This is a genomic window from Paraburkholderia flagellata (genome assembly GCF_021390645.1).
In the GTDB taxonomy this organism is placed as follows: domain Bacteria; phylum Pseudomonadota; class Gammaproteobacteria; order Burkholderiales; family Burkholderiaceae; genus Paraburkholderia; species Paraburkholderia flagellata.
Window position 1 is genome coordinate 814,115 of sequence record NZ_JAJEJT010000002.1, and the last position, 12,664, is coordinate 826,778.

Genomic DNA, 12,664 nt, shown 5'->3' on the forward strand with positions numbered 1-12,664 from the left:
CCTGACAGCCAGGGCTGCGCGCCGATTTTCTTGCGCGCGCCGCGCTGCAAGCTTCCGGGCCGCGCCCCACGTGCGCCGCCCGGTCCCACGCGTGTGATCCCAGCCGGAATGCCAGCGCAAGTGAGCGAAAACCGATCTATCCGAATCCGTGGTGCCCGCCAGCACAACCTCAAGAATCTCGACCTCGATCTGCACACCGGCGAAATGACGGTCGTCACCGGGCCTTCGGGCTCGGGTAAGTCGAGCCTCGTCTTCGACACGCTTTACGCGGAAGGCCAGCGCCGCTACGTTGAAACGTTCAGCGCCTACGCGCGCCAGTTCCTCGACCGCATGGACCGGCCGCAGGTCGATCGCGTGGACGGCGTGCCGCCCGCCATCGCCATCGACCAGACCAACCCCGTGCGCAGTTCGCGCTCCACGGTCGGTACGATGACCGAGCTGAACGACCACCTGAAGCTGCTCTACGCGCGCGCCGCGAATCTGTTCGACCGCGTCACGGCGCAGCCCGTACGCCACGACACGCCTGAGACGATCTACGCCGAGCTGATGGCGCGCACGGCCGCGGGCGACCCGCGCCTGGTCGTCACGTTCCCGGTCGAGCTGCCCGACACGACCACCGAAGAAGAAGTCGCGCAATGGCTTTCCGCGAGCGGCTATACGCGCGTGCAGGCACAGCGCGAGGTGAAGACCGCCGATGGCACGCGCAAGCTGCTCGACGTGGTCGCCGACCGTTTCCGCATGCAGAACGTGGAGAAGAGCCGCGCGATCGAGGCGATCGAAGCGTCGCTCAAGCGCGGCAGCGGGCGCGTCAACATCTACGTGCTGGAGAGCGGCGACGCTGAAGCTGCGGCCGAGCCGCAAATCTGGCGCTTTTCGACCGGCCTGCATTGCCCGGACAGCGATTTGCGCTACGCCGATCCGCAGCCCGCGCTGTTCTCGTTCAACTCGGCCTACGGCGCCTGCGACGCGTGCCGCGGTTTCGGCCGCGTGATCGGCGTGGACTGGGGTCTCGTGATCCCCGACGAGCGCAAGACGCTGCGCGGCGGCGCGATCAAGCCGCTGCAAACGCCGGCGTGGAAGGAATGCCAGGACGATCTGATGCGCTATGCCGCGAAAGCCGGCATTCCGCGCGATACAGCATGGTCCGAGCTTACGCAGGCGCAGCGCGACTGGGTCATCAACGGCGCGCCGGACTGGAAGGGTAGCTGGCAAACGCAGTGGTATGGCGTGAAGCGCTTCTTCCAGTACCTGGAGTCGAAAGCGTACAAGATGCACATTCGCGTGCTGCTGTCGAAGTACCGCAGCTACACCCCGTGCGAAACCTGCGGCGGCGCGCGCCTGAAAACCGAGGCCTTGCAGTGGCGTCTCGGCACGCAGCAGAACGCGGACGACGTCCTTGCGCCAGCGGGGCGCTTCCTGCCGCACGGCGTGGACTGGACGCGCGCGCAACTCGAAGCGCTGCCGGGCCTTACCGTCCATGACGTGATGCTGCTGCCGATCGAGCGCATTCGCCGCTTCTTCGACAATCTTTCGCTTTCCTCAGCATTGCTCGACGACGCGCTCAAGCTGCTGCTCGAGGAAGTGCGCACGCGTCTGAAGTATCTCTGCGACGTGGGCCTCGGCTATCTCACGCTCGACCGCCAGAGCCGCACGCTTTCGGGCGGCGAAGTGCAGCGTATCAACCTGACCACGGCGCTCGGCACGTCGCTCACGAAAACGCTGTTCGTGCTCGACGAGCCGAGCATCGGCCTGCATCCGCGGGACCTCAATCGCATCGTCGAAGCGATGAAGCGTCTGCGCGACGCCGGCAACACGCTCGTCGTGGTCGAGCACGATCCTTCCGTGATGCTCGCGGCCGATCGCCTCATCGACATGGGCCCCGGTCCAGGCGAGCGCGGTGGCACGATCGTCTACGACGGCACGCCGAACGACATCCGCTCCTCGGGCACCCTGACGGGCGAGTACCTGGGCGGCCACCGCGCCGTTGCCGACGCTTCGCACTGGGAGCGCCGCCCGGTTGATGCGTCGACGCCGCATCTTCTGCTCGAAGGCGCGAGCGAGCACAACCTGCGCGACGTGACCGTGCAGATCCCGTTGCAGCGGCTCGTTTGCGTGACGGGCGTCTCGGGCTCGGGCAAATCGACGCTCGTTCAGGACGTGCTGTATCCCGCGCTCGCGCGGCATCTGGGCAAAGCGACAGAAGCGCCCGGCACGTTCCGCAAGCTGAGCGGCGCGGAGCAAATCAGCGACGCCGTGTTCGTCGACCAGTCGCCGATCGGCAAGACCGCGCGCTCGAATCCGGCCAGCTACGTGGGCGCGTTCGACGAGATCCGCAAGCTGTTCGCCAAGGCCACGCTCGCGAAGCAGCGTGGCTATACGGCGGGCATGTTCAGTTTCAATTCGGGCGAAGGCCGCTGCCCGACTTGCGGCGGCTCCGGTTTCGAGCACATCGAAATGCAATTCCTGAGCGATGTATATCTGCGTTGCCCCGATTGCGACGGCAGCCGCTATCGCCCGGAAGTGCTCGAAGTGAAGATCGAGCGCGCCGGCCGCACGCTTTCGGTGGCGGACGTTCTCGACCTCACGGTGAGCGAAGCGGTGCAATGCTTCGCTGAGGATGCCGAAGTATTGCGCGTGCTCCAGCCTATCGTGGACGTGGGCCTCGAATACGTGAAGCTCGGCCAGCCGGTGCCGACGCTGTCGGGCGGCGAGGCGCAGCGCCTCAAGCTCGCGGGCTATCTCGCGGAGACCGCGCAGTCGCGCGGCAAGGAGGCGGGTAGCCGGCTCTTCATGTTCGACGAGCCGACCACTGGCCTGCATTTCGATGATATCGCCAAGCTCATGCGCGCGTTCGGAAAGCTGCTCACGGGCGGTCACTCGCTGCTCGTGATCGAGCATAACCTCGACGTGATTCGCGCCGCCGACTGGCTGATCGATCTCGGCCCCGAAGGCGGCGACGCGGGCGGCGAAGTGGTGTGCGTCGGCACGCCGGAAGACGCGATCGCTTGTCCGCGCTCGCATACAGGCGCGGCGCTCGAACGCTACGAAGCGTCGCTTGGCAGCGGCGTCGAACTGCTCGCCGAAGAAGAGGGTGTGGCGCTGCAAACCGCGTTGCGTGCTGCGCAGGCGCGCCGCGACGTGCAGGGCGAGGACGTCGTGCGCATCGTGAACGCGCGCGAGCACAACCTCAAGGCGCTCGACGTCGATATTCCGCATGGCCGCTTCAACGTCATTACGGGCGTGTCGGGCTCGGGCAAGTCCACGCTCGCCTTCGACATCCTCTTTCACGAAGGCCAGCGGCGCTACCTCGAATCGCTCAATGCCTATGCGCGTTCGATCGTGCAGCCCGCGGGCCGTCCCGAAGTCGATGCCGTGTACGGCATTCCGCCGACCGTGGCGATCGAGCAGCGCCTGTCGCGCGGCGGCCGCAAGAGTACCGTCGCCACGACCTCGGAGGTGTGGCACTTCCTGCGTCTGCTTTACGTGAAGCTCGGCGTGCAGCACTGCGTGCACGACGGCACGCCCGTTACGTCGCAGAGCGTCGATGCGATCGTCGCGCAGCTGCTGCGCGAACATCGCGGCCAGCATGTCGGTTTGCTTGCGCCGCTCGTCATCAATCGCAAGGGCGTCTATACCGATCTCGCGAAGTGGGCGAAGGCGCGCGGCAATACGCATCTGCGCGTGGACGGCGAATTCGTGCCGGTCGCGCCGTGGCCCAAGCTCGACCGCTTCCGCGAACATACGATCGAACTGCCCGTGGGCGACCTCGTGATCGAGCCTGAAAACGAGGCGCAATTGCGTGCAATGCTTGGCGCGACGCTCGAAGCGGGCAAGGGCATCGTGCATTTGCTTGCGCCGCTCGACGGTCTCGATCACGTGCTTGGCAATGGCGGTTCGACGGCGAGCATCGGTGAGGTGAAGGTGCTGTCCACGCGGCGCGCGTGCCCGGTGTGCGGCACGAGCTATCCCGAACTCGATCCACGCATGTTCTCGTACAACAGCAAGCACGGCTGGTGCACGACCTGCGTGGGCACGGGCCTCGCACTGACGCGCGAGCAGCGCGCCGCCTACGACGACACGATCGTGGCGGAAGACGGCCGTGGCCGTGAACAAACCTTGCCTTCGGAAGAGCAGGAGCCCGACGGCATGGTCGACGAGCCGTGCCACGATTGCGGCGGCACGCGCCTGAATCCCGTGGCGCGCGCCGTGACGTTCGACGCGCATCCCATCGTCGACGTCGCGCAGTGGACCGTGGCGGACACGCGCCAATGGATCGATACGCTGAAGCTTAACGGCCGCGATGCGCAAATCGCGCGTGACGTGGTGAGCGAAATCCGCAGCCGCCTGCAGTTCCTGGAGGAAGTGGGGCTCGGCTATCTGAGCCTCGATCGCGCCGCGCCGAGCCTTTCGGGTGGCGAGGCGCAGCGCATTCGTCTCGCGGCGCAACTGGGCAGCAATTTGCAGGGCGTGTGCTACGTGCTCGACGAGCCGACCATCGGCCTGCATCCGCGCGACAACCAGATCCTGCTGAACGCGTTGCGCAACCTCGGCGAGAAGGGCAACACGCTCGTCGTGGTCGAGCACGACGAGGACACGATCCGGCGCGCCGATCACATCATCGACATTGGCCCGAGCGCGGGCAAACGCGGTGGCCGCGTGGTGGCGCAAGGCAGTGTTGCCGATCTCGCTGCGCAGCCCGATTCGCTCACGGGCCGCTATCTCGCGCATCCGATCCAGCATCCGCTGCAGCCGCGCCGCGAAGTGCGTCCTGCGCGCGCCGGGCGTGAAGCGGTGCCGGGACAATGGCTCACCGTGCATGGCGGCAAGCTGCACAACCTGCGCAACGTGACCGCGCAGATTCCGCTTGGCCGCCTCGTGGCGATTACGGGCGTGAGCGGTTCGGGCAAGTCCACGCTCGCGCGCGACGTGCTGCTTTCCAATCTGCTCGACGCCGTGGGGCGCTCGGTGCTGTCCTCGCCTGCCGAGCGCCGCGCGCGCAAGGCGGTGAAGGAGAAAGCGCCGAGCGCGGCGGAGCGCCGTTCGAGCGTGCTCGCGCGCACGAGCACCCGGCCGAAGCTCGAGGTTTCGCATACGTGGCAGGGCTGCGACTCGATTAGCGGATGGGAAAGCATCGACCGCGTGCTCGAAGTCGACCAGACGCCGATTGGAAAAACGCCGCGCTCGTGCCCCGCAACCTATATCGGCGTGTGGGACGCGATCCGCCGCCTTTTCGCCGATACGCTCGAGGCGCGCGCCCGCGGCTACAGCGCGTCGCGTTTCTCGTTCAATACCGGCGACGGACGCTGCCCGGCGTGCGAAGGCCAAGGCGTGCGCACCATCGGCATGAGCTTCCTGCCCGACGTAAAGGTGCCGTGCGACGTGTGCCACGGCCAGCGCTTCAATCCGGAAACGCTTGCCGTTACATGGCGCGGCCGGAACATTGGCGAAGTGCTGACGATGGAAATCGACGAGGCGGTGGAATTTTTCGGGGCGATCACGAGTATTTCGCATCCGCTGCAGCTCATGAAGGACGTGGGTCTCGGCTACCTCACGCTCGGCCAGCCATCGCCCACGCTCTCGGGCGGCGAGGCGCAGCGCATCAAGCTCGTGACCGAGCTTTCCAAGGTGCGCGATGACATCACGCGCCGCGGGCAGAAGGCGCCGCACACGCTCTACGTGCTCGACGAGCCCACCGTGGGCCTGCATATGGCCGACGTGGCGCGCCTCATCAGCGTGCTGCACCGGCTCGCGGACGCGGGGCATAGCGTCGTCGTGATCGAACACGATCTCGACGTGATCGCCGAGGCCGACTGGATCATCGACCTCGGGCCGGAAGGGGGTGTGGGCGGCGGCACCATCGTCGCCGCTGCCGATCCCGAATCGCTCGCGAAGGTGCCGGCAAGCCATACCGGCGCGGCGCTCGCGCCTGTGCTGGCGCGTGGCCAGGGCGATGCGAACGTTGCCGAAATGAAACCTGCACCAGAGCGGCGCGCAAAGGGCGCAGCGGGTTCGCGCTAAAAAAGCGGAGCGGGCCGCAGAGGCCCGCTCCGCCTTGAAAGCGCTTGATCTGTGCCGCGAGCGCAAGGTATCATGGGCTCCGCTTGCAGCAAACGTTCGCTCACCTGTAGCGGCGTCACCTGAGAACGGAGCAGCGGACCGCAGATCCCCTCCGAACCGGTCGCGGGCTCCACACCTAGGCCAACTCATCAGTGCAGCAAGGCTTCGCAGTCTGTTCGCGAGGCCTTTGTCTTTTCAGGGAAGACGATTCTTTGCCGATCGTTGTATCGGTGCCTTGCCCTTGACGAAGCGAGAGGAATTAATCGATGTTCGACCTCGATGGAGAGGCGCGCGAACGGCTCATCGTGTGGATTCGACGCCGCATGGAAGAGTACGGCATTACGTTCGAAGAACTTGAAGCGTCCATTGCCGAAAGCGAAAAACTACCCAAGTACCGCGACGCATACGGGAATACGTGGAATGGCGAGGGCGATATGCCGTCCTGGCTGTTGCGCTATAAGCACGCGGGACAGGATATCGAGCATTTTCGCTGCTAGCCATGACGGTGCGTGAATGCGCGCCGGTGTTGCCGTTCGACCGCCAGACCGTACGCGGCGCATGCCGCAAAGCTCGCGCATTGGCGCGGCGCCCAGTATTATTCAGCATAGTTTTAAAATGCCTTTCGGCGCGAGCCGGGTATTAATTGCGCTTCCTGATCTGCCGCACCGGTTTAGGCGCGCAATGATTTACGCATTGTCTTTTGTTGGCAATTGCGCGCGCGTAATTAGTCAGCTTTTTTGAAAACTCCGGTTGGCCACGCGATCAAGCTGCGCGACAATCTCGCCCATTCCGTTCTTGCTGCGGCAGGGAGGTTGTCATGGCGATACTCGTGCTGGGCCTCGTGATTTTCATTGGTGTCCATTCGATCCGTATCCTGGCGGCGCCCTGGCGCGCTGCGCAGATCGAGCGCTTCGGTCCGCGTGCCTGGCGAGGCGCGTTCGCGATGCTCTCCATACTGGGCTTCGTACTGATCGTCTATGGCTACGGTCTGTCACGCCGCTATCCGGTGCCGATCTGGCTGCCGCCGTTCTGGATGGCGCACGTCACGGCGCTCCTCACCGCCATTGCGTTCATCATGATCGTCGCTGCCTATGTGCCGGGCAATCACTTCAAGCGCGCGCTCGGCCAGCCCTTCGTGAGTGGCGTCGCGCTTTGGGCGTTTGCCCATCTGCTCGCCAACGGCACGCTCAACGACATCATTCTCTTCGCGGTTTTCCTCGTCTGGGCGCTGTTCGAACTCAGGGGCGAGAACCGGCGCGATCGCGAGGCCGGGGTCGTCTATCCTGCGGGGCAGGCGTCGCGCGATGTGATCGTCATTGTCATCGGCCTCGTGGTCTGGGCCGTGTTCGCCTTCTGGCTGCATGGCGTGCTGATTGGCGTGCGGCCACTCGGCTGAGCGCGCGGCAGGGCTCAAGTGCCGCAAGCCCGCAGCAAAAAAAGAAGCCTGCGCGTGGCAGGCTTCACAAGGTACAGCTCGGAGTTCCGCGATCAGATCGCAGCGGCACGATCATAGGGCCAGTTCATGAAAGGCGTATGAAAGTCCGCGCGATTCGGCTCGCGTATCCGTCGATACATTAAAGGTCGAAGAACACCGTTTCCTGTTCACCTTGCATGTGGATGTCGAACGTGTAGACGATGCTGCCGGCCTGCTCGCTGCGGCGCGCGATGAGCGTGTCGCGGCGCGCTGCGGGCACGGCGGAGAGCACCGGGTCCTGGGCGTTGGCGGCGGCTTCGTCTTCGAAGTAGATGCGCGTGAAGGTATGCGTGAGCATCCCGCGCATCATCACGATCACGTTCAGATGCGGCGCTTCGCCGGCGCTCTCGACGCCCGGCTTCACCGTGTGCACGACGAAGCGGTGCTGCGCGTCCGTGCCCGTGCCGACGCGTGCAAAACCGCGGAAGCCGTTTCTCGCGATTTCCTCGCGCGAAGACGGATAGCGGCCATTCGCGTCGACCTGCGAAAACTCGAGCATCGCGTCGAACACGGCGTTACCGTCGCCGTCGATCACGCGGCCCATCAGCGTGATGTGCTCGCCCGGCGTTTCAGGCCCGACCACGTCGGCTGTAAAGAGGCTCTTCAGATCGAAGTCGTATTGCTGCGGACACAGGCCGTAGGCGAAGTACGGGCCGACCGTTTGCGAAGGCGTTTCCTTGAGTGCCATGGTTCAACGCTCCGTGGGGGTTTGGTTCGGGCCGCGCAGCACGATGTCGAATTCGTAGCCGAGTGCGAAGCCTTCTTCGGTGGTGTCGAGCGAAAAGCGCGAAATCATGCGCTCGCGTGCGTCTTCGGGCGTGCCCTGATAGATCGGGTCGAACGCGAGCAGCGGGTCGCCGGGGAAATACATCTGCGTGACGAGGCGCGAGCCGAAGTAATCCCCGAACAGCGAGAAGTGGATGTGATTCGGACGCCACGCGTTCGGGTGATTGCCCCAGGGATACGCGCCCGGCTTGATCGTCAGGAAGCGATAGCGGCCGTCGTTATCGGTGATCGCGCGGCCCGCGCCGAGGAAGTTGGGATCGAGCGGCGCGTCGTGCTGGTCCTGCTTGTGCACATAGCGGCCGGCGGCATTGGCCTGCCAGATTTCCACGAGTGTGTTGCGCACCGGCTTGCCGCCTTCGTCGAGCACCCGGCCCGTCACGATGATGCGCTCGCCGAGCGGCGCACCGTTTTTCGCGGCGTTGCGCGTGAGATCGTGATCGAGCGCGCCGAGGTCGTCGGTGCCGTACACGGGCGCATGCTGGTTGCGCAGCTTTTCCTTCAGGGGGATGAGCGGGAGCGTGGGGCCGCGTTTGACCGACGAACGGTACGGCGGATAGACGTACGCCGGGTGCGAGTCGAAGTCGCGCGGCGACAGGATGGACTCGGCCATGGGGTGTCTCCTGGGGTGGATTATTGGGGGAAGAGGCTCGCCGCCGGCAGCGGTTGGCATTGCGAGCCGATGCAGCCACTTTATCCAAAGCGAAAAGTTATGCAAAATGATGTTTTCTCGCATCTCGTATAACGAACCGTTATGCAAAACCGGCTCGCGGACGGACGCGTCAAGTTCCGCCATCTACAGTGTTTCCTCGCCGTGGCCCAGATGGGCAGCGTGCAGCAGGCCGCCGAGAGTCTTTCGGTCACGCAGCCAGCAGTGTCGAAGACGATCGCCGAGCTGGAGTTGGTGCTGGGCGTGAAGCTATTCGAGCGTGGCCGGCACGGTGCGGTGCCCACGCGCGAGGGGCAGCTTTTCATGCCGCACGCGAGCGCTTGCGTGAGCGCGCTGCGCCAGGGCGTGGCTTTGCTCGCGCGCGACGAGGGCGCGGTGACCGCGACGCTCGATATTGGCGTGCTGCCGACGGTGGCGACGGCGTTGTTACCAGCCGCGCTGCGTCACTTCGGGGAGGAGTGGCCGCGCGTGAGCGTGCGGCTGCTGACGGGAGCCAACACCGAACTTCTCGAGCGGCTGAAGACCGGGGCGATCAGCTTCGCGGTGGGCCGCCTTGCCGACCCCGAGCGCATGGTGGGCCTGAGCTTCGAGCAGTTGTACAACGAGCCCCTCGCCGTGGTGGTGCGCGCCGGGCATCCGCTCGCGCAGGGGGCGGGGCTGCCAGCGCAACTCGCGTCGTTCCCGCTCGTGCTGCCGCCGTTCGGCACATTGATCCGCCAGGCTGCGGATAGCCTGCTCGCGGCGTGGGGCGCGCTGCCGCTGTCCGCGTTCGTCGAATTGCTTTCGGTTTCGGTGGGGCGCGCGCTCGCGCTCCAGAATGACGCGGTGTGGTTCGTGCCGGCCGGCGCCGTCGAATACGACCTCCGGCGCGGCACGCTGGTGCGGCTGCCGCTGCCTTCGGCGGGCGGCGAAGAGCCTGTGGGGCTGGTTCAGCGCACCGATACCCAGCCCACGCCTGCCGGTCGCGCGCTGATCGAGGCCGTGCGGCGCGCGGCGCGCGAGCGCGAAGTGCGACCGGATGGCTCCGCCGCGCCGCGGAAGCGGCGAGCGCGTGCTGCAAACATTTCCGCTGACAAGCGTTCGCCCAGCGCGAAGCGTTGAGGCTTCCAGCAGACCTGAAGCCGCGCTCTGGATTCAGCCGGTCGAGAGCTTCGTCTTGGCGCGCGACTTCGACGTAGCCGGTGCGTCAGGCGCGACGCCGGGCAAACGCGCGCTCGTGGCCATCCACAGCACTTCGGCGTCTTCCTCGCCCGTCGAAATGGCCGCGTGCCCGGTGCGGCTGTCGAAGTAGAGGCTGTCGCCCGTTTCAAGGTAGGTCGGCGCGTAAAGCTCCGAATACAGGCACACGCTGCCGCTGATCACATAGAGAAACTCTTCGCCTTCGTGGCGGCCCCAGTCGTCGAATGCGTCGAGCGAATGTGCGGTGATGCGGATGCGAAACGGCAACATCGCCTTGTGTGCGAGATCGGTGGCGAGCAACTCCATTTGATAGCCGCGATAGGCGTGGCGCTGACCCGCGCCGTTGCGCGTGAGCGCGCGGCGGCCGCCGGCATTAAGCTTGGGCGGGGTGCCGAACAGTTCGGCCAGGTCGATCCTGAGCCCGCCGACGATCTTTTGCAGCACGTCGAAGGTTGGCGACATCAACCCGTTTTCGACCTTCGACAAGGTCGAGCGCGAGACGCCGCACAGGCGGCTGGCGGTATCGAGCGTAAGGTCCTGGGCGACGCGTGCGGCGCGCACGCGGCGGCCGAGGTCGGTAGTCGCCGTGCTGGCGGAGGGGGTGAGCGTGGAATCCATGGGCGACGTTCGAAGACTGACGAAAAGCCCTGGTTGGGCCGCGCGATCTGTTACCGATCATATCAAACGGTTGCTCGCGCGAAAGCCTGGCCGAATGGCGCGGCCCGGCCGGTGGTCATGGCGTCGGCGGCTGGCAGGAGCAAGTCATCGAGCATCATTGCACTGGTTAATTGAAAAATAAAACGACTCGATTTAAAGATTTTTAAAATTTAATCCGCCGCTAATTTGACAAATTTTAAAGATTTCTTGGGTTTGATATTAGAGTGGCGCTTCAATATGCGTCCATGCGTCGCGGCTCACACGGAAATTGATATTTATCATTGTAATCAGATGATGTAGATCAAGTGGAGAGAGCGAAATGCATGACGAACGACTCGAATTATTGCTGGCAATCTCGCGAAGAACGCTCGGGATCGAGACCTTCGAGCTGACAGGGAAGCCGACGGCCGACGCACGCCTCGTGAGCGTGGAGGATATTGGCCGCGCGCTGGAGTCGGCGTACGACGCCGGGCTGATCGTCGGTTACCGCATGGGCCGCGCGGAGTGCGAGCAGAGCGCCTGAATACCACGTGAAGCGATTTAGGGACGGCGTTCTTTAAACAGGACGCCGTTTTTCATTTTCGCTGGTATTAATTCGTTAATAAACCGTGCTCCTGAATAGCACATCGACGTTGCTCAATCACGAATGCTTTTGTGCGTTTGCGGCGATTACCAGGGAAACCTGATCAATCAAACAAGCCGACGCAACGGCGCGAGCGACCAGTCGTGTGGCACGCCATGCACAGCGAAAAACCACGCGGCAACCCATGACGCAGCGACGACGATCAGGTCGCAACGTCCGCTGCGCCACCAGTTCAGAGAGTGGCGCTGAAAGATCCACGGCACACCCAGCGGATTGGGCCAGTCGGCGAACAGGTGGATCAAGCCTCCGCAAGCGAAGCCGAACGCGGGCGCCGCGAGTGGCACGTGCCCGAGTCTGTGATACGACCATACGAGCAATGCAATCCAGCCGATGCCCCAGTGCGTGAGCGTGCGATGCGTGATCCAGAGGCGCCGCTTCTTGCGCCACCATGCGACTTCCAGCCAGTCGGGCGCCGAGCCGCCCGCGACACCCGCCGCGAAGGCGAGCGCGGCATAAAGATGCCAGGCGCTATCAGCGCCCTGATGCGTGACGATTGCGGCGGCGATGACGCCTGCGGCCCAACCCGTGGCGTGATGTGCGGTGCCTGATGCCATGAAGCGGTATGTTGCGAAGTCGAAGGGGGCGCAATCTTCGCAGATGTGTCGCCGTTATGACAGGGGTGACATGCGGGCGACATGAGGTACGTCGTGCGGCCCGGGCGCTGCCCGTGCCAGCCGCTCGGGCGTCAGGTCGTGCAGCGCGCTACGTCGAAGCGCAGTTCTTCTTCAGGCGGATCGTTCGACGCGGAAGCGCCATGCGTCACGCGAATGACCGAACCGTGGCCGTTCGGCGTGAGCGTGACGAAGTACGCTGCGTCCGAGCGCGAGCCCACGCTCAGCTCGGTCGTATTGCCGTCTCGCGAAGCATGCACGTGCGGCAAGCGGTCTTCGAGGCAACTCGCAACCGACGACGCCGAACGCGCCGACGAAGCGTAGATCATCGGCTCACCGTTTGAAGCCGTGCCGGACGGCGGTGTCGAACCGCAAGCGGCGATGAGTGCGAGCGGGGTAGCGGCGAGAAGTCGTAGCGTGAGCGTTTTCATGGCGGCGTGACAGTATCGAAGCAGCGGATTATGCCAATGAGTATACGCACCCTGATCTGGATCACGGTCCACGCAGACGTAAAAAGATGCAACAGCTAACAAGAAGAAACGCACATGCGCGTGTGACGCATGTGCGTTTCGCGAAGGAAAGGCAGCGCT

At 64.7% G+C, this 12,664-nt stretch carries 10 protein-coding genes; 5 read left to right on the forward strand and 5 right to left on the reverse strand.

Annotated elements, in window-relative coordinates; translation table 11 throughout:
- The first annotated feature begins 108 nt into the window (after nt 1-108).
- The 3 genes from uvrA to L0U83_RS18080 all read left to right on the forward strand — a co-directional run bounded on the left by uvrA (nt 109) and on the right by L0U83_RS18080 (nt 7,453).
- Nucleotides 109-6,018: an excinuclease ABC subunit UvrA gene (gene uvrA / locus L0U83_RS18070; RefSeq protein ID WP_267939380.1), complete on the forward strand. Its 5,910-nt coding sequence runs from the start codon at nt 109-111 to the stop codon at nt 6,016-6,018.
- A 305-nt stretch (nt 6,019-6,323) separates the two neighbouring features.
- Nucleotides 6,324-6,554, forward strand: a complete 231-nt coding sequence (locus L0U83_RS18075) for an H-NS histone family protein (protein ID WP_042263577.1) — start codon at nt 6,324-6,326, stop codon at nt 6,552-6,554.
- Between the two features lie 320 nt (nt 6,555-6,874).
- Nucleotides 6,875-7,453, forward strand: coding sequence for an NnrU family protein (locus L0U83_RS18080; RefSeq protein ID WP_233885213.1), 579 nt, complete (start codon nt 6,875-6,877; stop codon nt 7,451-7,453).
- Nucleotides 7,454-7,631: 178 nt separating this feature from the next.
- On the opposite strand, the gene pcaG is transcribed toward L0U83_RS18080, so the two are convergent.
- Together pcaG and pcaH are read right to left on the reverse strand one after the other, a co-directional pair.
- On the reverse strand, nt 7,632-8,219 hold the full coding sequence (pcaG, locus tag L0U83_RS18085) for a protocatechuate 3,4-dioxygenase subunit alpha (RefSeq protein WP_233885214.1): 588 nt from the start codon (nt 8,217-8,219) through the stop codon (nt 7,632-7,634).
- Between the two features lie 3 nt (nt 8,220-8,222).
- On the reverse strand, nt 8,223-8,927 hold the full coding sequence (gene pcaH, locus L0U83_RS18090) for a protocatechuate 3,4-dioxygenase subunit beta (protein ID WP_233885215.1): 705 nt from the start codon (nt 8,925-8,927) through the stop codon (nt 8,223-8,225).
- 141 nt (nt 8,928-9,068) lie between these two features.
- On the opposite strand from pcaH, the gene pcaQ reads away from it, so the two are divergent.
- Entirely contained in the window at nt 9,069-10,085 is a 1,017-nt protein-coding gene (gene pcaQ, locus L0U83_RS18095; RefSeq protein WP_233885217.1) for a pca operon transcription factor PcaQ, read from the forward strand.
- A 33-nt stretch (nt 10,086-10,118) separates the two neighbouring features.
- Here the strand turns inward: pcaQ and L0U83_RS18100 are convergent, their stop codons facing one another.
- Nucleotides 10,119-10,781 carry a helix-turn-helix domain-containing protein gene (locus L0U83_RS18100; RefSeq protein ID WP_233885218.1) on the reverse strand — a complete coding sequence of 221 codons (663 nt, stop codon included), beginning with the start codon at nt 10,779-10,781 and terminating at the stop codon, nt 10,119-10,121.
- 358 nt (nt 10,782-11,139) lie between these two features.
- Here L0U83_RS18100 and L0U83_RS18105 point away from each other — a divergent pair, with 358 nt between their 5' ends.
- Nucleotides 11,140-11,343 (forward strand): DUF6900 domain-containing protein, encoded by a 204-nt coding sequence (locus L0U83_RS18105; protein ID WP_233885220.1) that lies wholly within the window; start codon nt 11,140-11,142, stop codon nt 11,341-11,343.
- A 167-nt stretch (nt 11,344-11,510) separates the two neighbouring features.
- Here the strand turns inward: L0U83_RS18105 and L0U83_RS18110 are convergent, their stop codons facing one another.
- Nucleotides 11,511-12,017: a metal-dependent hydrolase gene (locus L0U83_RS18110; protein ID WP_308445046.1), complete on the reverse strand. Its 507-nt coding sequence runs from the start codon at nt 12,015-12,017 to the stop codon at nt 11,511-11,513.
- 131 nt (nt 12,018-12,148) lie between these two features.
- Entirely contained in the window at nt 12,149-12,505 is a 357-nt protein-coding gene (locus L0U83_RS18115; protein WP_233885222.1) for a sugar ABC transporter ATPase, read from the reverse strand.
- Between the last annotated feature and the right edge of the window lie 159 nt (nt 12,506-12,664).

Coding starts and splice junctions, on each gene's coding strand:
- L0U83_RS18080 (WP_233885213.1), top strand. CDS start 6,875: ATGGCGATACTCGTGCTGGGCCTCGTGATTTTCATTGGTGTCCATTCG.
- L0U83_RS18100 (WP_233885218.1), bottom strand. CDS start 10,781: ATGGATTCCACGCTCACCCCCTCCGCCAGCACGGCGACTACCGACCTC.
- pcaH (WP_233885215.1), bottom strand. CDS start 8,927: ATGGCCGAGTCCATCCTGTCGCCGCGCGACTTCGACTCGCACCCGGCG.
- pcaQ (WP_233885217.1), top strand. CDS start 9,069: ATGCAAAACCGGCTCGCGGACGGACGCGTCAAGTTCCGCCATCTACAG.
- L0U83_RS18110 (WP_308445046.1), bottom strand. CDS start 12,017: ATGGCATCAGGCACCGCACATCACGCCACGGGTTGGGCCGCAGGCGTC.
- L0U83_RS18075 (WP_042263577.1), top strand. CDS start 6,324: ATGTTCGACCTCGATGGAGAGGCGCGCGAACGGCTCATCGTGTGGATT.
- pcaG (WP_233885214.1), bottom strand. CDS start 8,219: ATGGCACTCAAGGAAACGCCTTCGCAAACGGTCGGCCCGTACTTCGCC.
- L0U83_RS18105 (WP_233885220.1), top strand. CDS start 11,140: ATGCATGACGAACGACTCGAATTATTGCTGGCAATCTCGCGAAGAACG.
- L0U83_RS18115 (WP_233885222.1), bottom strand. CDS start 12,505: ATGAAAACGCTCACGCTACGACTTCTCGCCGCTACCCCGCTCGCACTC.
- uvrA (WP_267939380.1), top strand. CDS start 109: ATGCCAGCGCAAGTGAGCGAAAACCGATCTATCCGAATCCGTGGTGCC.